We start from the raw sequence: 23992 nt of genomic DNA, 5'->3' as shown, positions 1-23992 counted from the left end.
TCTGTTTTGTCGAAAGCATTCGCATTTTTGCGAATGCTTTTTTGTTTGCTTTTATTTTTATACGTAATCAAAAGGATCAGCATCCATTCCGGATTCTGATCCTTTTGCGTCACTGATTTGTCGTTACTTAGTTATTACAAAATCAATTGTTTTTACGGATTTATTTAAAAATAAGCCAATTTTTTCTAGCTGGGATGCCACTGTTGCTTGCTGTTTAGCAGACAATGCTTGCCAACTATTTATTATAAAGCTAACCTGTTTCCCGGCAGTCTTCATCGTCCAAGTTCCAGCGACTTCACCATCAACCATGACATAAGGGCGTAGAATTCCATTTTTAGACCACAAATCACTTTGGTGCGCAGGTGTTGTAAGCCAATCTTTGTCGACATAGCCTGTCATGCTGGCGTCAAATCCGCTCGCAAGAATTGGGGATGTTTGTAGTTGCTCAGTCAACATCTGAAGCTGAGCGGTAGACCACGGTGTGTCACTAACTAAATCGATACCATTGTAAGTTAGGTGTTGCCAGTCGATCGTTAATTTCTCCCAGATTGGTCTGATGATACTGGGGCGAATACCGGACCATTTAGCGAAATCGGCCATTGAAACTGGGCCAAAGCCATGAACGAATCGTATGGCAAGTTCCTTAATGGCAGTCGCAGGTGCTAATAATGTGGTCTTTGGTGTAGCATACAAAGTGAACTTGTTTGCTCCGGTTGGGACAAAGTAGGCCGATCCGTGAGCAATGACAAGTTGCAAAACGGCATACTTAAATTGACCAGCGATAGACACTGGGCTTTCGCGACTCAGAAATGCCTCGACCTCTGTTTGGGAAAGGATTGGGTTTGTGGCTAAATAATCTTCTAGTAAAGCTGCCAAATGTGTGATCAAATCTTTATGACCTAAAAAATAATTATTTGGTAGGTGCTCATTCTGCCGCGCAGCGATGACCAATTTCCAATCGTCGACTAGCATCAGTTGCTGAGTCCAACGTTGTCCCCAGTTACGAACGATTTTGTTTTCTTGATACATGGCGTTGACATCATCATTGTTACTAGCGGGCACGCGCAGACCTAAGCCGATTTCAGCTTGTCGAAGTTGTTGCGCCTGAACGCCCACAGTCGTCGTGAGGGCATGCTCTAATGATGCTTGGGGTGCTAACATCCCCAGAGCATTTAAACGAAGTGCACGAAATTCGAGTGGTGACATAGGGTGGTCCTCTTTCATAAATATGATTGTGTAAATTAATGTAACGCTATTTCGTTAATTTCGGTATACTAGATGTACATTTTCAAAGTCAAAGGGGCTCTTCATGCCATCATTTAAAAGTTTATTTGTTAAAAAAGATACACAAAGTGACATTTTGAAACAATCCGGTCTAGAAAAGACGCTGACAGCGTTTAACCTGACGACAATGGGCGTGGGTGCGATTGTTGGTGCCGGTATTTTCATTATGCCGGGGGTCGTTGCCGCACTCCACGCGGGACCTGCGGGGATGGTGTCATTTGCGCTGGCAGCGATTGTTTGCGCATTTGCGGCATTATGTTATTCTGAATTTTCTTCGACGATTCCATTGGCCGGCAGTGCATATACCTACGTGTACACAGTATTCGGAGAGTTGATTGCCTGGATTTTGGGGTGGTCGTTACTGTCAGAATACATGTTCTCTGTGTCGTCGGTAGCAACTAGTTGGTCAGCGTACTTCCAAAATATTTTGGCTGGATTCGGAATCAAGCTACCGGTTGCTTTACAAGCAGCGCCAGGCAGTACCGGTGTACATGGTGGTCGCTTTGATTTAATTGCGTTTTTGATTGTCATGATTATTTCAGTTCTACTGCTTGGTGGGGTGCATGAATCAGCACGTGTTAATACGGCGATGGTCATCTTAAAGATTACCGTGATCCTTGTATTCATCGTTGTGTGCCTGTTTTACATCAAGCCAGCGAACTACCACCCATTTATGCCATTTGGGGCAAAGGGTGTCTTTAAGGGGGCCGCATTAGCCTTCTATGCCTATATTGGGTTTGATGCGGTATCCACGGCAGCTGAAGAGGTCAAACGTCCTCAACGAGACATGCCAATTGGGATCAGTATGTCGCTTGTAATTGCGTCGATTCTGTACATCTCATTAGCAGCTGTGCTGGTTGGGGTGGTTAATTACACGAAGCTAGGTGTCGCAGATCCAGTGGCGTTTGCATTGGAATACTTGCATTTAACGAAATTGTCAGGAATTATCTCATTAGGCGCAATCGTGGGGATGACCACGGTGCTGTTAGTGATGTCTTACGGTGGTACGCGGTTAGTGTTTGCGATTTCTCGCGATGGCTTATTACCACAACGCCTGCATAAGCTACATCCAAAGACGCATGTGCCAGTTTCCAATACGATTATCTTCGGGCTGATGGCAGCTTTGTTTGCGGCCTTTATCCCAATTAACCTCGTTTCTGAACTGGTTAATATTGGGACGTTATTTGCCTTTGCTTTGGTCTCACTAGGGGTTGTTTTCTTAAGACGCAACCCAACGTTTGCCAATAACAAGGCTGCCTTTCACGTTCCGTTTTTCCCGTGGCTGCCAATTCTATCATTTTGCCTATGCTTAGGCTTAATGCTGATGCTCCAAGCCTTTACCTGGATTTCATTTTTAGTGTGGCAGGGAATTGGTCTGGTGATTTACGCGGTGTATGGGTACCGTAATAGCCGAGCGCGTAAAGAACAAAATTTGTAAAAAAGTGAGAGCGGTATAAACGTCTTCTCTATTTAGAGCTCGTAAATTAAAAGTACCTGTCGACAAAATTAATTTTGTCGGCAGGTACTTTTTTAATATCCTCGAGCTACGTTAACCTGGTTGCGCACCAGCGTGTCATCTTTAACGAACTGAGTTAGATTTTCAAATAAAATTGGGAACAGACGCTGATCTAAATGATCCATTACACCGGAAATGTGTGGGGTTAACAAAATGTGGTCGTTAGTCCATAGTGGATTGCCTTTTTGCATCGGTTCGGGGCTCACAACATCCAGTGCGGCATACTTCAAATTGCCGTTAGCAATAGCTGTTTCAAGGTCAGCAGGAACAACTGCCGTGCCACGACCGACATTGATGAATAAAAGCTTGTCGGTTAGCTGATCAAAGAAGGTCTTGTTAAAGTAGCCGGTTGTTTCTGGTGTTCCAGGCATAATGTTGACGATGATATCAGCCTTAGCAAGTCCGGCCGTATAATCGGTGATGGCGTAGGTTTCATCAAAGTAGTCAGCTGAATGGCCGCTGTGATTGACGCCGGCTACATGGACACCCATTGCTTTCAATAGACGGGCAGCCTCAACTGCAATATGGCCGGTACCAAAGATAAGGACTGACGTTTCATCTGCTACTAGAAGATCAGGCGCTGACTGCTGCCATTGCTGCTGTGGCCGACGTTGTTCAGCTGCCCAAATGCCACGTGTAAAGTGGAAAATATAACCAAGAATCGATTGGGCAATGGCCGCTGCATGAATACCGCTAGCGTTTGTAACCTGCACGCCTTGTGTTGCAAATAAGTCTAGTGGTAAGTAGTCAACACCGGCGGAATAGGTTTGCACCCACTGCAGTTGATTAGATGCCGTATTGGCCACGGCAACACCTGTCTTATCCCAACCATAGATGATGTTGATGTCAGAAGCGGCAACGCGGTGTGCGTCTAGGTCTGCGGATGTGACAATGTTTACGCCAAGGTCTTTCACCTGCTGTTGTTGTTCGGTCGTTAACGGAAACAAAGCGAGTAGTTGTTTCATATAAGTGCCACCTTTCTGAGCTTAATTGCCTTCATTATTGCGCCATTTTTAAATCGGGGCAATGATTCTGCGTTGGATTGCTTGAGCAAGTCAGCGTGTTTGCGGTAAAGTTACGAGGATAAGAGCAGGAGGCAAGGACATGGCACTTTCATATCAAGAATTACGTGCAGCTGTTCCAGTGGTTTTACAGGCGGGGCACGTGCCTAATATTGTTGGTGAAGCAGGGATTGGTAAGTCGGCGCTAGTGGCAGACATTGCGACACAAATGGGTGCGCAACTGTTTACCACCGTCGTTAGTTTATCCGAAAAAGGTGATTTGGCCATTCCTGTCCCGCCACTGACGACCGACAGCTTTGTACAAACCAAATTCGGACGATTAGCGGATGTTCAATTTGGCTATGCACATACGTTGATTGAAATCATTCAGTTTGCTGAAAAACAGCCTGATAAACCGATTATCTGGTTTTTAGACGAATTTAACCGAGGTTCTCAAGCAGTACAAAGCGAATTGATGAATTTGGTGCTGCAACGACAAATTAATGACATAACGTTACCAGTGCAGGTGCAATTAATTATCGCAGAAAATCCAGATGCACAGATGGCCGGTTTTAACGAAACGTTTTATGGGGTCACAGCTGGGGATGATGCGATTAAGGATCGGACCACGCGATTGGTTATGCGTGTTGATATCACCGATTGGCTGACCTGGGCGCGTGCACAAGATGCACATGGGCAAACACACATTGATCCAGCCATATGTGACTATTTGGCAGCTCACCCAACAAGCTTACGGCCAGTCAAACATGATGATGACGTGTATCCAACACCGCGCGCCTGGCAACGTGTCTCCGATGTTTTACGGCAATTGGCGACATTACCTGTCGCGCAACAAAACGCATTACGATTTGATCTGTTGACTGGTGATTTGGGGTTAACAGTAGGTATGCAATTCGATCAATTTTTAGGTGCAGCAGTAACTGTTGCTGAACTGTTAAGCAGTGATGATACGACGACGTTTATGCAGCTTTCAATTGGTGCTCAGCAAGCCTTATTAGTTGAGGCAGGGACAGACTCGGATAAATTACTAACCAATCCGGAAAATGCTAAACGATGGTTGACGTTGATGCGCTTGTTGCCATCTGATGGTCAGTATGCGGTGGTGCACACATTAGGGAATCATTCCGGCTGGCTAGCTGGGTTAACGACGATGCCAACGATTCGTGACTATGTCTTAAGTGTTTTGAATCAGACAATCTGATAAAAGAGGATGTGTAATGGCCAATCTGAATCAGCAAATTTATCAGTTGCAGCAGCATTCCACTGCTGAGGAAAGTGAGAAAGCAGTGGGCGCAGCGATTATGGCTGTGTTAGCTGCCCAACCAGTTTATGGGATTTTATTAACACAGTTACCACGCTTCCATCGAAATGACGCGCATGCGCTATTAGCGTTAGGCTGGCAGGGTTCGCAGTTAATGCTACAGGTAAATGATCAGTACTGGGCGGCCGTTAAAAATGCCAGCGAGTTACAGAATTTGCTTATGCATGTGGCTTTACACGTGTTATGGCAACAGCCATTGCGTTACGCCAGCAGTAAAACGCCGGTTGCTAGCAAGATTGCCTGTGATGTTGCTGTTAATGAATATCTGTCTGAGCCACCAGCCGGTAGTTTCACCCGGGCTCGCTTGGCAGCTGCCCTCCAGCAGTCACTGCCAGAAAAGGCTGATTCAAGTGTGTATCTGTCAGCGATTCTAAAGCGTACGCAACCGGCGGAACTTGGCCTGATTAGACACAACAACGATGTAACTGCGACAGCGCAGACCGGTAGCGGCGGGGATGACCACGGATTGTGGGGCAGCCTCGACGTAAGTGAACAGTTACAGGCAACGGCGCAGTTAAACACAATGATACAACAGAGCGTTGCGCAAACAACTTCGGTGCAGCGGGGCTTGTTGCCAAGTGCTGTACAGGCACAATTAATGGATGTGATTCAACAACCTGCACAGATTCTATGGCAACGAGTATTCGCACAAATGATCGGACAAACGTCTCATGGACGCCGTGAAAGTCACGCACGATTTAATCGGCGGCAGCCGCAACGGATGACATTAGCAGGTAGCGTTGAGCGATTGACGCGCACTGTTCAGGTGTTTATGGATGAATCGGCATCAATTAGTGATGACACAATGGCGCGGTTGATAGCTGAACTGCAAGCGTTAGTGCGAGCACAAAGTAGTCGTGTTGAGGTCCATCCATTTGATGCTGCAATTCATGAAGCGGTGACGTTGACGCCAGGTCAGCCAGTCTTAAAGCAGCGACAAATTGGCGGTGGCACACGCTACCAGGTCATTTTTGACTGGCTGCATGAAAATAATCGTATCAGTCGAGACATGATCATTGTTATTTTGACTGATGGTGCAGGTGAAAAAGAGTTGCTCGACTATGGCTATCAACGGGTGTTGTGGGTGGTGACCGGTTCTAAAATGAGTGTTCAAACGCCGCCTGGACAAGTAGCAATTTTAAATTAGGTAGGTAAAATAAATGGCGACATTAACAGAACAAGATTGGCAGGATTTTTTGAATAAAACACCGCGGTCCATTCGAGCAATTAGTTTACTGAAAGACCAGTGGCAGTCAGTTTTGATTGATAATCCATTATTTGTCAGTATGATCAGTGTGGCTGACATTACTTTTGCACAACGGTTGGCTGAGCAAAAGGTCGTCACAAACATTTCATTTCCACTGGCAACCTATGCGCAACGACAACAGTTTCGACGGAACTATGCGCGCTATTTAACACCTGAAGCGGCTACTTATCTACAAAAGAGTGGGACAAAGGTCGGGAAGTCGTGAGCAAGACCTAGAACGACCGTACGAATTGATCTTCAATCCGGTAGGTCTGCACAGCGGTCTGCCTTTTGTCCCCCGTTTTAATAAGAGTGCAATGCACAGGGGCATGGGCTGAATTTCACGTTTTCACTATTTAAGTGCGTAAAGCAAAACGAAAGAGTTTGGGACATAAGTCATTTGTCCCAAACTCTTTCGTTTTGCTCACTAATCCAATGCAGGTTCTTCCCAGTTTGGATCAGGCCAGTATTCTAGGCCCAATGCACTGATAATCGCCAGGATTGCGAAGCTGATGAAAATTAATTGATATTGTTTATTTGAAATAATCGGTGTGTTGAATACGTTCAACACTTGATAGTGCAAGTAGCGATGGGGATGCCCAGCAATTGCATGCGTTGATAACGGTAAATACGCACTAGCTGTTGTTGGCAAGTACACATCATGATTTGTCCGGTTGGTGATTCGTAAGCGATAAACGCCAGGATCCTGCAGTGTGACCGCACTTCCAGCAGCAATGTCAGCACCAGTCCATTGATAAACCGTTTGGCGATTCATTTGTAGACCAATTGCTAGACTGTCCGCTTGGTTTGCCACATCTGGCAGTTCCAGACGACTAAATGGACGTTTGGCTGTGACTTTTTCAGTCAGTGAATGATGTGGTGCTAGTTTAACGTTATCGCGTTGGGCATAGTTAGCAACTAACTGTGCGTTGACGACTTGGGTCTGCGTCACACCGGTCTCCACCAAGGGTTGATGGTTATGATGATCTGCATAACCGAGTCCAATCGCAAAGATAAGTAACGTCACGATACCGGTCCACGTTCGGCCACGTTCTCCATACGAGGGGTGGGCAAAGAATTGCTCTAACAAATCGCTGATGTCATGCAGGCCAGTGGCAGCCATCATGAATAGGAATGGGAATGTCACGAAAGCATAGTGTGCGTCAACTGTCCAAAGCAGTGTGTGCATGCCATAGATTCCAAGCACAATCAATTCGTAAAAGAGAACTTGATTACGGCGTGGCGACAACATTTCAAACAACGAACCAATCAACATGGCACCGAGGACAGTGATGTAGACGATCTGTGCTAAGTTAATGAATAAAAATTGCAGTTTATTTTTGTGTTCTTGATAGAAGCTCGGTTGCTTAAAGAATTGGTTTGGTGAGTCAAACATCCCCAAACTACCAGTTGACCACATAGTGATGGTCTTTTGATAACTTTGCGTGATGATTCCCCAAACGCCATTTTCCTTTAGTCGTTGATGCAATAACTTGTCAGTAGCGCGTTTGTTTTCCTTTACGCCATGACCACTCATGATTTGAGCATCATGGTCATTGAAACGACCTTCTGTATCACGGTTCAGGCCCATTGCTGCCCAAGCTTTCGTTGGCAAGGCCTTCGTTTCATTGACGTCGTAACCATAATGATGCTGTACGGCGTTACTGATGCCGACACCTGCCAACCAAATAACAAGAAAAACGGCTAACCCGGCGAGACCACGAATAATGGATGTTTTGTTAATGCGTGCTGCCAGTAACCAATAAATTAAAATGGCAATTGGGACGATCAGCAGGTTCGGTTTGATCAAGTAGCCAAAGGTAAAGGTCAGGGCTAGTAAGCCAGCATAAGTGAATTTTCCGGAGGTCGTCTGTCGGGAGAAGTAGCGATTTAAAAAGACGACCATCATCAAAGGAAAAATAACGGCTACTGAATCGACATAAAAGTTCAGTGCTAACCAGTAGAAGGGGGCAAACATGGCTGCTAAAATCGCAAACATGGCCGCGGAGTTGGCAGCGACATAGCGACGCACGAGGCGCCAACTCATAATTAGCGTAAAGTCGATGAGAATGAAGTTTAAGCTATTTAAGACATAACCGGTCGTAATGGCAGAATGCACATGAAATAACTTTAGCAACCAGGCTAAGACAATCGTCAGGTTTACGTTATGCGGATACCAGGCGAAATAATCAAACCAGTGGTGTGAGCCATTTGCTAAGTTCAGTGCCTGTAGCCGCATCAATGCGGGATCGGCATTACCAATTCCGACGAAACGGAATGCAATGATTGCCTGTGCAATGATTGCAATGACGAGGACAACGCCACTGATCCAGTTCGACCACTTGGCTGGGGCTTTACCGAGCCACATATTAATAACAACTAAAAAGACACCCACGGTTAGGGACATGAAAAATAAGCTTGAGGGCTGTAACCACAATGCGTCACTAAAGTCACTTGTGGGACGAGCCAAGGCTGTGAAAAAAATAACTCCAAAAATAATGGCGGTGATAGCGGCAACCGCCCGGCGCAATGCAAGTTGAATGACAATTCCCTCCTCGATGAAACTAGTTGTCTTCATTTTACTCATCTCGCTTACTGATTGCTACTAACAACGCAATTAGTCGTGAATTTTGGTGAAACTTATGGCCACGTTACGTTCCTTAATTTTTAGTTAGTGACCAACGCTTAATCGTGTGGTGGTGAAAAATGTGTGGTTAAATGAACCCAGATAAAAATAAAGGGCGGTTATTTTGGCAAAGAGACGACGAAAATTTAATTGGCAACGTACGTTTAAAAAATGGCGCCGACAGTTTAAGGGCTTTTTCATCGTTCGTGGACACTTGCGATGGTTTAATGTTGGTTTGGTGTTGCTAGCGAGTTTAATTATTTGGTTAGCGGTTAGCGGTGTCGGCAATAAAGTGATTACGCCACCTAAGGATGCACCAGTGAATAATGTTGTAAAAGAGCATAAAGCTTTCATCAAAGAGGTGGCCCCTTATGCGCAACAGTTGCAGCAACGTACACATGTCTTAGCTAGCTTACAGATTGCACAGGCAATTCTAGAATCTGATTGGGGTACATCGACGTTATCGAGTAAGTATCATAACTACTTTGGTGTTAAAGCTAGTGCCGGTGAACCAGGCGTTGTGTTAAGTACGCAGGAGTACGTTAACGATCGGTATGAAACGGTCAATGCACGTTTTCGCACATATCCGAACTGGCAAGCATCATTTACAGCACACGCGCAGCTATTTGTTAATGGCGTGGACTGGGACGCTAATAAGTATGCCGATGTATTAGTGGCCACGGATTATCGGGCAGGCGCGGCTGCCTTGCAGAAAGATGGCTACGCAACTGACCCTGGGTATACAGATAAAATTATTGCGATTATCGAGAAATATCATCTGGATCGTTATGATCACGGCTGATATTCGAACGGGAACCTTGTTATTACTGACAATTTCACCTACACTTATTGCGACTTAAGATTTATGAGGAGGCATTATCGTGGCGGGAACCATCCTTTATCCGGGAAATACTCTGGGCATCATCGGTAATAGTTCAAATGGTCCCTTGCTGGTTAATGCAGCAAGACGGGTCGGTTTAAACGTGGCCGCATATACATCGGAAGGCGATAGTGAAATTGCCAGTTTGGCAGATGCCGTGTTTGTCGGGGCATTTGATGATCAACAGCGCTTACAAGCGTTCGCTGAGAATTGCGACATTGTGACGTATGAGTCAGAGCATGTGCCAAGCGACGTGATTGCATTTATTAGTCGGTTCACGAAAGTACCACAAACTAGTGATGCTTTGGCAATGATGCAGGATCGTTCATTAGAGCGCGCCTTCTTTGAAGAACTTAAAATTAATATTCCACCTTATGCGACAATCATCGGTTTGGACGACTTATACGGTTCTGCAGCAGGTATCGGTTACCCAGCAATTCTAAAGCCAATGCAAAAAGGGATTGAACATGAGCAGCAACTGACGATTCGGTCGCAGGCTGATGTACCCTTGGCAGCTGACATGTTGCAAAAGGGGCCGCACATTCTGGAGGCAACTGTGCCCAAAGCACAGGAATTATCTGTGCTGGTCGTGAAGGGATACCCACAAGAAAATGAATTGGCTGATCAGATTCGGCTGTTTCCAATTATTGAAACAAACTATCAACAAGGACGGTTGATGCGCGCATTAGCCCCTGCACGAATCAGTAACGATGTGGCTGGTGAAGTTGATCGGATTTCTCAAACGGTTGCGCAGCATTTAGATTACTATGGTGTGTTTCAACTGACCTTCTTGTTGACACCGGAAGGCACGCTTTTCTTGCGTGATTTAGTGCCGGCGATGGATCGATCCGGACTGGTATTTGATAAGGCAACAAATATCACGATGTTTGAAGCGCATCTACATGCCATCGCAGGATTGCCCTTGGCGAAACCACAACAGTACATGACGGCGGTGTTGGCTTCCTTTGATGATGATCAGCTGGATGCGATTCGAACACAGTGGATTTTGAAATCCAACTGGGAGTTTGTTTTCTATCACCGTAGTGGTCGTCAAATTTCACCCACGGCCGGGCACGTATTGATTCAGGCTCCCACCATTCAAGATGGATTAAACCAACTAGCAGCGACAACCATCTGGGACCCAAGAAGACCATTGCCACCAACCCCTAGTAGACTAAATAACAGAGTGTAAAAAAGACCGTTAATGTCCCGAGCAATTGCAAGAACGGCGGTAGGCGTCGTGAAACGACACCGGACGGCGGTCAGGCAATGCACAGGGACATGGTCTTTTTTACACGTTTCGGCAATATAAGGGGCAACGACATTTCAAAGCGAAGAGTTTGGGACATAAGTATTTTGTCCCAAACTCTCTTTTTGACTTACGAACTTAAACAGTGAAACCGTGATTCGTAGTCTTGTCTACGACTTCCCGACTTTTGTCCCACGCTCGTTTTCTTTAACGACAGACACGGTCAAAAAATCATAAAAACATATGTTCGTAAACATGGTGTCACTCAGCTGATTTTGGTATACTTTAACTACTGAATTTTGACGAGAGGAAGACTTTATTCGTGAGTGCAACCACATTATTAGATGGATTAAATGATAAGCAAAAAGAGGCCGTTGAGATTACCGAGGGGCCATTATTGATTATGGCTGGTGCCGGTTCTGGGAAGACTCGGGTATTAACGCACCGTGTGGCTTATTTGATTGAGGAAAAAGACGTTAAGCCGTGGCATATTTTGGCAATTACGTTTACGAATAAGGCCGCTCGAGAAATGCGTGAGCGAGTTATCGGGCTGTTAGACGAAAGCGGTCAAGATGTCTGGGTTTCTACATTCCATTCCTTGTGTGTGCGTGTATTACGGCGTGATATTGACCGTATTGGGTATAACAAAGCATTTACCATCACAGATACAGGTGAACAACGAACACTCGTCAAAAGAATTCTTCGTGAACAAAATATAGATCCCAAAAAGTATGATCCACGGTCTTTATTAAGTGCGATTTCAAATGCTAAAAATGAATTGCAGACGCCAAAAGATTTTTCTGCCAATGCAAATACACCATTTGAACAGATCACAGCAACGGTTTACGAAGCGTACCAACGTGAACTGAAGGCTAATCAAGCTTTGGATTTTGACGATTTGATCATGCTGGCAATCGAACTGTTTGAGAAGGCGCCTGATGTGTTGGAATTTTATCAACGGCGTTTTGAATACATTCATGTGGATGAATACCAAGATACAAATGATGCGCAATATAAACTGGTCAGTTTATTAGCTGCTAAATACAAGAACCTGTGTGTCGTTGGGGATGCCGATCAAAGTATTTACGGTTGGCGAGGTGCCAACATGAATAATATCCTGGATTTTGAAAAGGATTATCCAAACGCGCAAACAGTTATGCTGGAACAAAACTACCGATCAACGCAGACGATTTTGAATGCCGCCAATGGCGTGATTGAAAATAATACGTTACGGCGTAAAAAGGATCTGTGGACAGACAATGGTAGTGGCGAAAAAATCTCTTACTACCGTGCGCAAAGTGAACGTGACGAAGCTCATTTTGTAATTGCACAGATTGAAACACAGATGCAAGAGCACAAACGTAACTACGGTGATTTCGCGATCTTGTATCGGACAAATGCACAATCACGTACAATTGAAGATGCGTTAGTCAAAAGTAATATTCCGTATAATATGGTTGGTGGGCACAAGTTCTATGACCGTAAGGAAATTCGTGATGTGTTAGCCTACTTAACACTCATCGTGAATCCGCAAGATGATATGAGCTTTGAACGGATTATCAACGAACCAAAGCGCGGTCTCGGAAGTGGCTCAGTTGAGAAATTACGGGATTTTGCTAACTACAATAATTGGAGCTTGCTAGAGGCTACTCAAAATGTTGCGATGGCCAATACCATTGGTGGCCGTGCTCGAAACGCCTTTGAGGAGTTTGGTCAAATGATGGCTGAATTAAGTGCAATGCGTGAGTTCATTACGGTTACTGATTTGACGGATCAACTGTTGAAGAAGACAGGTTACATGGTTGCTTTACAGTCAACGCATTCATTAGAAGACGAAACCCGAATCGAAAACTTACAGGAATTCATGTCTGTCACTAAGCAGTTCGATGATAACTATGAACCAACGACAGCCTTACCAACTGATGCAGAGGCTGCTGATGAAGTGATTCCTGAAGGATCCGGCGACAAATTTGTCGATTTCTTAGCTGATCTAGCGCTGGTTTCAGATTTAGATAACGTTGATGAAGAAAATGGTCAAGCAGTGACGTTAATGACGTTACACGCAGCTAAAGGATTGGAATTTCCAATCGTGTTCTTGATGGGCTTGGAAGAAGGCATTTTCCCATTATCACGTTCAATTATGGAAGAAGACGAGTTAGAGGAAGAACGTCGTCTGGCGTACGTGGGGATTACCCGTGCTAAAGAGAAATTGTATTTAACAAATGCCTTTTCTAGATTGCTGTATGGACGTGTTCAAAATAACCCTGCTTCACGATTTGTCGAAGAGATCAATCCTGAATTATTACAGAGTGAAAATCATAGTGCCGGTAGTATTACAGGTGGTCCACAAACACCATTTGACAAACGAACGGCCTCAGCTTTATCCACCACATATAAGCGTAAGCCGATCGGAACCAAATCAACAAAGGTGGAACGCTCACAAGGAACCGGTGCAGATCAGCTCAGCTGGCAAGCAGGCGATAAGGTTACACATAAGAAGTGGGGCGAGGGTACCGTTGTGAAAGTCAATGGTACAGGTGAGGATGCTGAGTTAGACATTGCCTTTCCAGATGAGGGCATTAAGCGTCTACTAGCGGCCTTTGCACCAATCACCAAAGCATAAAAAATGAACAGGAAGTGTCAACATGGCAGATAAACCGGTAACGGAGCTAACGAAATCAGCAGCAAGTAGTGAAGCTGCTTCGTTGCGCGCACAGCTTGATGAGTGGCGCCAGGAATACTATGTAAATGATGCACCAACGGTTGAAGATCACACATATGACATGGTGTATCAGCGGTTACTGGATTTAGAAGCTGCCTTTCCAGCGATTGTGACATCGGATTCGCCAACACAACAGGTTGGTGATGTGACGTTGCCTGGGTTCAGTAAGGTTAGCCATGCGGTACCGATGTTATCCATGGGCGATGTCTTTTCTATTGAAGAATTAAGCGCCTTTGAAGCACGGACCAAACAGAATTTAGGCCAATCAGAGCTGGATTATAATGTTGAGCTAAAGATTGATGGATTAGCAATCTCGTTGGTTTACGAGAACGGGATCTTTGTTCAAGGGTCAACGCGTGGGGATGGTAATATTGGTGAGGATATCACCGCGAACCTGCGTACAATTAAATCAATTCCCAAGCAGTTGACGGAACCATTATCGATTGAAGTACGTGGTGAATGTTATATGCCTAAGGCTGCATTCGCTAAGTTAAATGAGCGTCAAGAGGCGGATGGAAAAGCACCCTTTGCAAATCCACGAAATGCGGCGGCTGGTTCCTTAAGACAGTTAGATCCGCAAGTCACTGCTGATCGTGAGTTAGCGACATTTATTTACTACACAGCGAATTTTGATGACCTTGGTGTTGCGTCGCAAAGTGATGCGCTGGCGCGTTATGAGGAACTGGGATTCACGATTAATCCGCATTATCGCGTCTGTCATAACATGGACGATATTGCGGCCTATATTGATACGTATACAGATCAACGAGAAACATTGAGCTATGGAATCGATGGGATTGTGGTCAAGGTCAATTCAATTGCCCAGCAAGACGAACTGGGCAACACGGTGAAAGTGCCTCGCTGGGAGATTGCGTATAAGTTTCCACCGGATGAACAACAGACGGTGATTCAAGATATCGAGTGGACAGTTGGTCGGACTGGTATCGTCACACCGACAGCCGTTATGGATCCTGTTCTATTGGCAGGGACAACAGTTGCACGGGCGTCATTACACAATCCTGATTACCTGAATGAAAAAGGGGTTCGGGTTGGGGATACCGTCACCTTGCATAAAGCAGGTGACATTATTCCAGAGGTTGGTGCCGTTGTGCTGGATAAACGTCCAGCTGACAGTGCACCGTATGTGATTCCAACGACCTGTCCATCATGTGGACAGCCACTGGTGCATGTTGATGAAGAGGTTGCATTGCGGTGTATCAATCCGCAATGTCCGGCCCAAATTACTGAAGGCCTAACCCACTTTGCGTCTAGGAATGCGATGAATATTGATGGGATTGGGCCAGCGCTGGTTGGGCAATTGTATGATCAACACATGGTTGCCGACGTTGCTGGGCTTTACCATCTTGATCGAGACGAATTATTAACTTTAGCTAAATTCGGTGAAAAATCAGCGGATAACTTGTTGACAGCTATCGACAATAGCCGCAATAATTCTTTGGAGCGGTTATTGTTTGGTTTAGGCATTCGGCATTTAGGCGCGAAGGCAGCTCGGTCGGTTGCAGCACATTTTGGCACGTTGACAGCAGTGATGGCTGCTTCAGCAGATGATATTGCTGAAATTGATGGGCTGGGCCAAACGATTGGGGATGCAGTGGCGCAGTACTTTAGTACGCCAACTGCACAAGAATTAGCAGATGAGCTAGCTGCTGCTGGCGTTAATTTAACGTATAGTGGTCCTGATTTGTCAGCAGGGAGTGATGATCCGTTCTTTGGTGGCAAACGTGTTGTTTTGACGGGGAAATTAACGCAAATGACCCGTGGAACTGCCACGGAATGGCTAACGGCACATGGTGCGAAGGTGTCAGGCAGTGTTTCTAAGAATACAGATCTGCTAATTGCTGGTACTGACGCAGGTAGTAAGCTAACGAAAGCACAATCATTGGACATTGAAGTCTGGGATGAAGCAACCTTTGCCGATACGATGGCACAGGATCAATAAATGGCATGACGACGGTGGAACCGTCACATAAGAAGGAGTCAGACAGGTGAAAAAATTTCGAATTGTGGCGGCACTGTTCCTCACGACATTAATGTTAGCAGCGTGTGGCAATATCAACACGACCCAAAACACACCTTCAACGGTTAATAAAAAGAAACTTCAGACGACGGGGCAAGCCGGTGGTGATAATTACCAAGGTGTTATTAAAAATGGTCATTATCAGGTCAGTAAATCTCGTGGCGTCACGAATGACCAAGATGCCAATCAATTTAATTTAAAGAGTTTTGAAAATGGATTGCTTAATGTTTCCAAAAAACAGTTCAAGCCAAGTAAGTACATCTTCCAAGAAGGCCAGTATCTTTCAACAGGAACGGTGCAAGATTGGCTTGGGCGGGAATCAAAGGACAATCCTGATGGGCTGAATCCTGCTGATAATGGTAAGAAGGATCCAGATAAGCGTAACCCGATGTACTTGCAAGCCATGGAAGAACAAGACTACATGACCCAAGATGGTGATAACTTGAAACTAAGTGGTATCACGATCGGGTTAGGTTTGAACTCGGTGGATTATTACACCAAGGAACAGTATGGTGCGCAGTACAGTACCAAGATTTCTGATGAACAGGTACAAGAACAAGGCAAAGCAATTGCGGCTAAAGTGTTGCAACGTTTGCGGCGTACCAAGGGTGTTGGTAAGGATGTTCCAGTTATCATTGCGTTATACAAACAAGCGCCAGATGACAGTTTAGTCGGGGGCACATTCTTCAACTATAGTGTTAATGACGGTAAGTCTATTGATGCCTGGAAAAACATCGATCAGCGCAACGCAGTGTTCCCATCTGCTGGTGGGAGTGCTAGCTCTGGTACCAGTAATGATGAAAGCAACTTTGAAAACTTTAAGACACAGGTGCAAAATTTCTTCCCTAACTTGAGTGGTGTAACTGCGCAGGCGCAGTATCAAGATGATAGTTTGTCAGGCATGAATGTCACGATTACAACCCAGTTCTACAGTCAGACAGAAGTTATCAGTTTGACACAGTACCTGGCGCAAGTGGCACCGAAGTATTTACCATCTGGTGTGCCAATTGATATCACCGTGCAATCGACGGATGGCGTACAGTCATTCTTAAATCGGGATGCAGGTGAAAATAAGTTTACGACGCATGTGTTTGGTTCTTATTAAAGCGTCGGAGCTTAGTAAGCAAAAAATAGCGCGGTTGGTTCAGTTTACGTTTTAGTGGACTGAACCAAACGTGCTATTTTTGTATTGGCCCACGGTTTCACCATTTAATCTTCTAATTCAAAAATCATGAGTTTGGGACAAAAGTCATCTGTCCCAAACTCACTTTTTAATTTACAACTTTAAATAACGAAAACGTGGGACAAAAGTCAAGTCGCTGTGCAGACTACGAGTGATACCGGGTTGAAACCCAACCCGTACGGTAGTTCTAGGTCTTGTTCACGATTTCCTGACTTTTGTCCCACGCTCACTTTCAAATTAGTGGTGTTATTCTTAACGAGAATGGCTAAAATTGAACTGTTCATTAATCTATGACAAGTTGGAGAATAAAAATGAATCCAAAAGCACGTACAAGAATAAGTGCAGCTGGTTTATTAGTAACACTTGGAATTGTGTATGGTGACATTGGGACTTCGCCACTGTACGTTATGAAAACGATCTTAGCCGATAATGGTGGCTTAACGACAGCGAGTCGCGAGTTGATCACAGGGAGTATCTCACTGATCTTTTGGACTGTGATGCTATTGACCACGTTGAAATATGTCTTGATTGCGTTACGGGCCACAAACCACGGCGAAGGCGGTATTTTTGCGCTGTATACGTTGGTTCGTCATCGTGCCCGTTGGCTGATTGTCCCTGCGTTAGTCGGTGGTGCAGCGTTGCTAGCAGATGGTATGTTGACGCCGGCAGTGACGGTGACGACATCGATTGAGGGGTTAAAAGGGATCGTCTTTCATGGCTGGCAACCAGTGCATAATCAGGCAGATGTTATCGTAATCACGCTGGTCATTTTATCGGCATTGTTTGTCATTCAACGATTTGGAACGCGGGTAATTGGTCGTGCGTTTGGACCGATTATGACCATCTGGTTTACGTTTATTGGCGTCGTTGGCTTGATCAATACGTTACCTGATCTGAGTATTTTGCGTGCGTTAAATCCATACTATGCTGTCAGTATTTTAACGAGTCCTGATAATAAGGTCGGCATCTTTATTCTCGGTAGTGTTTTCCTAGCGACAACTGGGGCAGAAGCCTTGTACTCCGATGTTGGGCATGTCGGTAAAGTTAATATTGATGGTAGTTGGCCATATGTTTTTATCTGTTTAATGTTTAATTACTTTGGTCAAGGCGTGTGGGTCATGCAGCATGCAACCGATGCGCAGTTGGCAAAGGTAGAAGACTTCAATCCGTTCTTTGAGATTTTACCGGGCGATTGGCGCTTTGTCGGCATTGTGTTGGCAACATTAGCCGCGATTATTGCCTCACAAGCATTGATAACCGGCTCTTACACGCTGGTGGCCGAAGCTGTACGTTTGAAATTACTACCACGATTGAAGATTAATTATCCGACACTTAAGCATGGGCAGATTTATGTGCCAGTCGTAAATGGTATCTTATGGATTGCATGTTTAGGTATCGTGTTATATTTCCGGACATCCGCGCATATGGAAGCAGCCTATGGTCTAGCCATTACGGTCACGATGCTGATGACGACGCTGTTGCTGTATCAATATTTACGGTTACGCAAAGTTAACGGCGCGTTGGCCTGGTTAATGGTCTTATTTTTCGGAAGTTTGGAAACGATGTTCTTTGTTTCATCGATGGTCAAATTTGTTCATGGTGGGTACGTGACTGCGATTTTAGCCGGTTTGATTTTGTTAGTTATGTACATTTGGTATTACGGAAACATTATTCGTGATCGTGATGAATTCGGATCAGTGTATGTGGACTTGGATGATTACAAAGATCAACTGCAAGCATTGAGTCGTGATGAAAGTTATCCAACTTTTGCGACCAATTTGGTCTACATGGCCAAAGTGCGTCCGGGGCATCTGATTAAACGTGAAATGATTTATTCGATTTTGGATAAACGGCCAAAACGGGCACAGGCATATTGGTTTGTAACGGTCAATGTCACCGACGATCCATACACGGCTAAGTATGATGTCGATATGTTGGGTACCGACAATGTGATCAACGTGCAACTGTACCTTGGTTTTCGGCGAGAACAGCGGGTCAACGTCTACTTACGCGCCATTGTGCAGGAGTTGATTGAAAGTGGTGAATTGCCAGCACAACCACAAAAATACACGATGTCAACTGGTCGTAACGTAGGCGATTTTAGTTTCGTTGTGATTCAAGAAGAATTATCGCCGGACACGCGAATTCATCCCTTTGATTGGTTTATCATTCAGCAACGCATCACATTGCAAAACTGGACAAGTTCACCGGCTTCTTGGTTTGGCTTAGATTTCGCTGATGTTGTGGTTGAACATGTGCCGTTGATTTTAGGACGGCGCCGGCGGCCAATCATGCGTCGTATTCGTCAGCGAAAAGATATTCCGGAAGTTGATGACGATGAGGATTTGACGCCCAAAAAGTAAACGAGAACGATTAAATTTGGACATAAATGACATTTTGTTTAACGGCATTTTTAGCTGTGATGGAAAACAAACTTTTTTCGTCATAAAGTGACATTTTATGTTGTAGATATTTCGCAGAAGCCGCCACACGTTGGCGGCTTTGTCGTATAATAAACAGGATAGTGACAAGTTTTTTTGAGAAAGAGGGATGAGCATGACAGTAGAACCAATTTCACGTGTTGAAGTCGAACACGTAGCCTCATTAGCCAAGCTTTCTTTGACTGATGAACAGGCACAAAAATTTACTACCCAATTAGATGAAATTATTACGATGATTGAAGGTTTGGATGAAGTCGATACTGATAACGTTAAACCAACGACCAATATGGCGGATGCAACTGCTATTTTACGTGAAGATGTTGCGGTTAATGCACATCAAAAGGATGCTTTGTTAAACGAAGCACCAGAAACAGAAGACGGGTTCATCAAAGTGCCTGCCATCATTGATGAAAGTGAGGATGCCTAATGTCACAGTCATACGAAAGCATTACCGACTTGCATCACGCATTGGTGAACAAAGATGTATCTGCCACTGAAATCACAAAGGCAACGTTAGCTGATATTCATGACCATGAAGACGCATTGAACGCCTATGTTACGGTCAATGATGAGGGTGCTTTGGCACAAGCTGCTAAAGTCGACGAAGCTGGTGTTGATGCTGGCAATCTATTTTCAGGGGTACCAGTTGCGTTCAAGGACAACTTGACGACCAACGGCTTATTGACGACTGCTTCCTCCAAGATTCTGGAGAACTTTACGCCAATTTATGATGCAGACGTGGTTACTCGTTTGCAAAACGCCGGTGCCATCACAATTGGTAAGACCAACCTGGATGAATTTGCCATGGGTGCCTCAACGGAAACTTCCTATTACGGAACGTCACATAACCCTTGGGATGTTACCAAAGTGCCTGGTGGTTCTTCGGGTGGTTCTGCTGCCACAGTTGCAGCAAGGGATGTATTAGCTTCCCTTGGTTCAGATACTGGTGGTTCGATTCGCCAACCAGCAGCCTTTAACGGAATTGTTGGTTTGAAGCCAACATACGGTCGTGTTAGTCGCTGGGGTCTAATTGCATTCGCCTCATCATTGGATCAAATCGGACCCATGACGACGAATGTCACGGATGCCGCAGCGATGATGAATGTGATTGCTGGTCGTGATGACCGTGATGCAACGTCTTCGACCAAGGCAGTTCCTGATTATGTTGCTGGTTTAACTGGCGACATCAAAGGCTTGAAGATTGGTGTGCCTCGTGAATTCTTGGGTGATGGGATCGATGCCGGTGTGAAAGCCCAGATCAAAGCTGCTATCAAACAGTTAGAAGATTTAGGTGCAACGGTCGATGAAGTTAGTTTGCCACACAGTACTCACGGGATTCAGGCTTACTATATTCTAGGACCTTCGGAAGCATCCTCAAACTTGCAACGGTTTGATGGGATTCGCTATGGTTACCGGACACAAAACGCTAAAAATTTGGACGAGTTGTACATCAAGACACGTTCAGAAGGCTTTGGTGACGAGGTTAAACGTCGGATCATGCTTGGTACATTTGCCTTGTCTGCCGGTGCTTACGATGCCTTCTTTATGAAAGCCGCAAAGATTCGGACACTGATTATCGAAGACTTTAACCGGGTTTTCAAGGATTACGATGTTATCGTAGGGCCAACCGCCCCAACCCCAGCTTTTGGGATTGGTGAAGAAACGAAGGATCCAATGACCATGTATATGAATGATATGCTTACGGTTCCTGCCAACTTGGCTGGTCTACCTGCTATTTCAGTACCCGCTGGGTTAGTCGATGGGTTGCCAGTTGGATTACAGGTCATTGGGAAAGCCTTTGATGAAGAACATGTGCTGAACACGGCCTATGCTTTTGAACAACACACGAACTTCCACACATTGAAGCCAACCATGAATGAAGGAGGTCGCGCCTAATGAATTTTCAAACAACAATTGGGCTCGAAGTCCACGTTGAGCTAAAAACAAAGTCAAAGATTTTCAGTCCCTCACCAGTTGAATTTGGGGATGATCCGAATGCCAACACCAACGTGATCGACTGGGGATATCCTGGTGTGTTACCGACGCCTAATAAAGGTGTGGTGGAATACGGGATGCGTGCTGCCTTAGCGCTACATGCAAACATCAACCAACACATGCATTTTGACCGTAAAAACTATTTCTATCCTGATAACCCCAAGGCTTACCAAGTGTCACAATCTGACACACCATTAGCCCAAAACGGTTGGATCGAAATCGATGTGAACGGGACCAAGAAAAAAATTGGGATCGAAGAAATGCATATCGAAGAAGATGCCGGTAAGAACACGCATAATCCGAATGGCTATTCTTACGTCGATTTAAACCGGCAAGGAACACCATTGATTGAAATTGTGTCAAAGCCAGACATTGCTTCGCCTGAAGAGGCCTATGCTTACCTGGATACGTTGCGTCAACGGATTCAGTTTACTGGTGTATCTGACGTCAAGATGGAAGAAGGTTCCATGCGGGTGGACGTCAACATTTCCATTCGACCATTTGGTGTTGATAAATTTGGTACCAAGACAGAATTGAAGAACTTGAACTCCTTCAACTATGTTCGCAAAGGGCTTGAATACGAAGAACAACGGCAACAAAAAGTTCTCTTAGCTGGTGGCGAGATTCAACAAGAAACCCGTCGTTTTGATGAAACAACCGGTGAGACGATTCTGATGCGGGTTAAGGAAGGTGCCGATGATTATCGTTACTTCCCAGAACCTGATATTCCAGATGTTGTGGTTGCTGACGAATGGCTTGAACAGATTAAAGCCGACATGCCAGAAATGCCAGAACAACGGCGTGAACGTTACGTCGGCGAGCTTGGCTTAACAGACTATGACGCCATGGTCTTGACGCAAACGAAGGAAATGTCCGACTTCTTTGAAGCTGCCGTCGCTGCAGGCGCCGATGCCAAATTGACATCTAACTATCTTCAAGGGGATGTAAATGCCTATTTGAACGATAACCATATTGATTTACAAGACACCAAGTTGACACCCGCTAACTTGGCCAGCATGATCAAGTTACAGATGGATGGCACCATTTCTTCTAAGATGGCCAAGAAGGTCTTTAAAGCCGTTACTGACGGTGAAGACCCAGCTAGCTATGTTAAGGAACACGGATTGGTTCAATTATCTGATCCAGCACAGCTGCAACCCATCATTGATGAAATTTTGGACAACAACGCACAATCAATTGAAGACTTTAAGAATGGTAAGGATCGTGCCGTCGGTTTCTTGGTTGGTCAAATCATGAAGCAAACGCATGGTCAAGCGAACCCGAAGGTCGTCAACAAATTGTTAATGGCTTCGTTAAATGCGCGTTAGTTTAGTTGTACTTTAGAAAATTAGCAGGTAAAATTAAGCCTCGTTGGGATTCCAACGAGGTGTTACATAGTAAAGGTTAACTAGTGGAGGATATGTAATGGGACAACGAGCACGGGTGATTTATAACCCAACATCGGGTCGAGAAGCGCTTAAGCGAGATTTAATCGACATTTTAAACGTTTTCGAACAGGCTGGGTATGAAACGAGCGCCTATGCAACGACCCCAGAAGAAAACTCTGCCAAAAATGAGGCGCGTCGTGCAGCTGAAGAAGGCTTTGACCTTGTCGTTGCTGCAGGCGGTGACGGGACCATTAATGAAGTTGTTAATGGGATCGCTGGCTTAGAGAAGCGGCCAAAGATGGCAATTATTCCGGCCGGGACAACCAATGATTACGCGCGGGCATTACGCATTCCGCGGGACGAACCGTTGGCCGCAGCTAAGGTCGTATTAAAGCATCAGACCGTTAAGATGGATATCGGGCAAGCTGGCGATACTTACTTTATCAATATTGCTGGTGGTGGATTGCTGACAGAATTGACCTATGACGTGCCTTCCGACATGAAGACCATCTTCGGTTACTTGGCCTACTTAGTTAAAGGCGCCGAGTTGTTGCCTCAGATCAAGCCAATTCAAATGTCGATTGAATACGATGATGGTAAGTTTGAAGGTGAGGCATCTATGTTCTTGCTTGGACTAACAAACTCCATCGGTGGTTTTGAACAAATTGTGCCTGATGCGTCATTAGATGATGGTAAGTTTAGCTTGTTGATTGTGAAGACGGCTAGCATGGCGCAACTGCTGCGGTTGATGACGTTGGTCTTAAACGGTGGCAAGCACATTAATGATCCACATATTATTTACAAGAAAACAAGTAAGGTGATTGCCAAACCACTGAACGCTGATCGGATGATGATTAACCTTGATGGTGAATATGGTGGCGATGCACCAATGACCTTTATTGATCACAAGCAGCATATTGAAATGTATGCCGATTTAGATGCAATTCCAGATGAACAACTAACTGGTGAAGATCGTGCGATTGAAGAAGATGCACGAAAGTTCGTCGAAGAAGTGGACAAGTTGCCTGAGGATAACTAGCCTTGCGCGCACTTTTCCACAGAGGAGTGTGGTGTCCCCCAG

Annotated in this window: 17 protein-coding genes; 14 read left to right on the top strand and 3 right to left on the bottom strand. The window is 45.1% G+C overall.

The genetic code is table 11. The annotated features are described in order from the left end of the window. Nucleotides 1-123: 123 nt before the first annotated feature. Nucleotides 124-1206, bottom strand: a complete 1083-nt coding sequence (locus tag IV55_RS06045; RefSeq protein WP_057810364.1) for a winged helix DNA-binding domain-containing protein — start codon at nt 1204-1206, stop codon at nt 124-126. A 103-nt stretch (nt 1207-1309) separates the two neighbouring features. On the opposite strand from IV55_RS06045, the gene IV55_RS06040 reads away from it, so the two are divergent. Then, the gene (locus tag IV55_RS06040) at nt 1310-2722 is read left to right on the top strand and encodes an amino acid permease (protein WP_057810362.1); all 1413 of its coding nucleotides are present in this window, start codon (nt 1310-1312) and stop codon (nt 2720-2722) included. A 92-nt stretch (nt 2723-2814) separates the two neighbouring features. On the opposite strand, the gene IV55_RS06035 is transcribed toward IV55_RS06040, so the two are convergent. After that, nucleotides 2815-3765 (bottom strand): NAD(P)-dependent oxidoreductase, encoded by a 951-nt coding sequence (locus IV55_RS06035; RefSeq protein ID WP_057810361.1) that lies wholly within the window; start codon nt 3763-3765, stop codon nt 2815-2817. Between the two features lie 139 nt (nt 3766-3904). Between IV55_RS06035 and IV55_RS06030 the strand changes: the two genes are divergently transcribed. From IV55_RS06030 to IV55_RS06020, 3 genes are read left to right on the top strand one after another with little or no spacing between them, the layout of a single operon-like run. After that, nucleotides 3905-5023 (top strand): P-loop NTPase family protein, encoded by a 1119-nt coding sequence (locus tag IV55_RS06030; RefSeq protein WP_057810359.1) that lies wholly within the window; start codon nt 3905-3907, stop codon nt 5021-5023. 16 nt (nt 5024-5039) lie between these two features. Beyond that, complete coding sequence (locus tag IV55_RS06025; RefSeq protein ID WP_057810357.1) at nt 5040-6290, top strand: vWA domain-containing protein; 1251 nt, start codon at nt 5040-5042, stop codon at nt 6288-6290. Between the two features lie 13 nt (nt 6291-6303). Continuing rightward, entirely contained in the window at nt 6304-6615 is a 312-nt protein-coding gene (locus IV55_RS06020; RefSeq protein WP_057810355.1) for a hypothetical protein, read from the top strand. Between the two features lie 201 nt (nt 6616-6816). Here the strand turns inward: IV55_RS06020 and IV55_RS06015 are convergent, their stop codons facing one another. Continuing rightward, a complete protein-coding gene (locus IV55_RS06015) occupies nt 6817-8967 on the bottom strand; it encodes a glycosyltransferase family 39 protein (RefSeq protein WP_057810353.1) in 2151 nt (716 codons plus the stop codon). Nucleotides 8968-9139: 172 nt separating this feature from the next. Here IV55_RS06015 and IV55_RS06010 point away from each other — a divergent pair, with 172 nt between their 5' ends. From IV55_RS06010 to IV55_RS05965, 10 genes are all read left to right on the top strand, one after another. Then, complete coding sequence (locus IV55_RS06010) at nt 9140-9817, top strand: glycoside hydrolase family 73 protein (protein WP_225425821.1); 678 nt, start codon at nt 9140-9142, stop codon at nt 9815-9817. Between the two features lie 79 nt (nt 9818-9896). Further along, nucleotides 9897-11087 carry an ATP-grasp domain-containing protein gene (locus tag IV55_RS06005; protein ID WP_057810351.1) on the top strand — a complete coding sequence of 397 codons (1191 nt, stop codon included), beginning with the start codon at nt 9897-9899 and terminating at the stop codon, nt 11085-11087. Nucleotides 11088-11466: 379 nt separating this feature from the next. Beyond that, nucleotides 11467-13767: a DNA helicase PcrA gene (gene pcrA, locus IV55_RS06000; protein ID WP_057810349.1), complete on the top strand. Its 2301-nt coding sequence runs from the start codon at nt 11467-11469 to the stop codon at nt 13765-13767. 22 nt (nt 13768-13789) lie between these two features. Next, on the top strand, nt 13790-15826 hold the full coding sequence (ligA, locus tag IV55_RS05995) for an NAD-dependent DNA ligase LigA (RefSeq protein WP_057810347.1): 2037 nt from the start codon (nt 13790-13792) through the stop codon (nt 15824-15826). Nucleotides 15827-15872: 46 nt separating this feature from the next. Then, nucleotides 15873-17009, top strand: coding sequence for a CamS family sex pheromone protein (locus IV55_RS05990; RefSeq protein WP_225425822.1), 1137 nt, complete (start codon nt 15873-15875; stop codon nt 17007-17009). 389 nt (nt 17010-17398) lie between these two features. After that, complete coding sequence (locus IV55_RS05985) at nt 17399-19450, top strand: KUP/HAK/KT family potassium transporter (RefSeq protein ID WP_057810345.1); 2052 nt, start codon at nt 17399-17401, stop codon at nt 19448-19450. Nucleotides 19451-19643: 193 nt separating this feature from the next. Continuing rightward, a complete protein-coding gene (gene gatC, locus IV55_RS05980; protein WP_057810343.1) occupies nt 19644-19955 on the top strand; it encodes an Asp-tRNA(Asn)/Glu-tRNA(Gln) amidotransferase subunit GatC in 312 nt (103 codons plus the stop codon). Next, complete coding sequence (gene gatA, locus IV55_RS05975; RefSeq protein ID WP_057810342.1) at nt 19955-21424, top strand: Asp-tRNA(Asn)/Glu-tRNA(Gln) amidotransferase subunit GatA; 1470 nt, start codon at nt 19955-19957, stop codon at nt 21422-21424. Before gatC ends, gatA begins: the two co-directional genes overlap by 1 nt. After that, nucleotides 21424-22851 carry an Asp-tRNA(Asn)/Glu-tRNA(Gln) amidotransferase subunit GatB gene (gene gatB / locus IV55_RS05970; protein WP_057810340.1) on the top strand — a complete coding sequence of 476 codons (1428 nt, stop codon included), beginning with the start codon at nt 21424-21426 and terminating at the stop codon, nt 22849-22851. Before gatA ends, gatB begins: the two co-directional genes overlap by 1 nt. Nucleotides 22852-22948: 97 nt before the next feature. Beyond that, the gene (locus tag IV55_RS05965; RefSeq protein ID WP_057810338.1) at nt 22949-23950 is read left to right on the top strand and encodes a diacylglycerol kinase; all 1002 of its coding nucleotides are present in this window, start codon (nt 22949-22951) and stop codon (nt 23948-23950) included. Nucleotides 23951-23992 lie beyond the last annotated feature (42 nt).

This window comes from Furfurilactobacillus siliginis (genome assembly GCF_001437435.1).
In the GTDB taxonomy this organism is placed as follows: domain Bacteria; phylum Bacillota; class Bacilli; order Lactobacillales; family Lactobacillaceae; genus Furfurilactobacillus; species Furfurilactobacillus siliginis.
Note: the sequence above shows the minus strand (reverse complement) of the source record. Positions and strands in the feature narration are given on the sequence as shown.

Excerpts from the sequence above, each read along its gene's own strand:
- gatC (WP_057810343.1), top strand. The coding sequence starts at position 19,644 with ATGACAGTAGAACCAATTTCACGTGTTGAAGTCGAACACGTAGCCTCA.
- IV55_RS06035 (WP_057810361.1), bottom strand. The coding sequence starts at position 3,765 with ATGAAACAACTACTCGCTTTGTTTCCGTTAACGACCGAACAACAACAG.
- IV55_RS05965 (WP_057810338.1), top strand. The coding sequence starts at position 22,949 with ATGGGACAACGAGCACGGGTGATTTATAACCCAACATCGGGTCGAGAA.
- IV55_RS06025 (WP_057810357.1), top strand. The coding sequence starts at position 5,040 with ATGGCCAATCTGAATCAGCAAATTTATCAGTTGCAGCAGCATTCCACT.
- IV55_RS06030 (WP_057810359.1), top strand. The coding sequence starts at position 3,905 with ATGGCACTTTCATATCAAGAATTACGTGCAGCTGTTCCAGTGGTTTTA.
- IV55_RS06015 (WP_057810353.1), bottom strand. The coding sequence starts at position 8,967 with ATGAAGACAACTAGTTTCATCGAGGAGGGAATTGTCATTCAACTTGCA.
- IV55_RS06040 (WP_057810362.1), top strand. The coding sequence starts at position 1,310 with ATGCCATCATTTAAAAGTTTATTTGTTAAAAAAGATACACAAAGTGAC.
- ligA (WP_057810347.1), top strand. The coding sequence starts at position 13,790 with ATGGCAGATAAACCGGTAACGGAGCTAACGAAATCAGCAGCAAGTAGT.
- IV55_RS05985 (WP_057810345.1), top strand. The coding sequence starts at position 17,399 with ATGAATCCAAAAGCACGTACAAGAATAAGTGCAGCTGGTTTATTAGTA.
- gatB (WP_057810340.1), top strand. The coding sequence starts at position 21,424 with ATGAATTTTCAAACAACAATTGGGCTCGAAGTCCACGTTGAGCTAAAA.
- gatA (WP_057810342.1), top strand. The coding sequence starts at position 19,955 with ATGTCACAGTCATACGAAAGCATTACCGACTTGCATCACGCATTGGTG.
- IV55_RS06020 (WP_057810355.1), top strand. The coding sequence starts at position 6,304 with ATGGCGACATTAACAGAACAAGATTGGCAGGATTTTTTGAATAAAACA.
- IV55_RS06045 (WP_057810364.1), bottom strand. The coding sequence starts at position 1,206 with ATGTCACCACTCGAATTTCGTGCACTTCGTTTAAATGCTCTGGGGATG.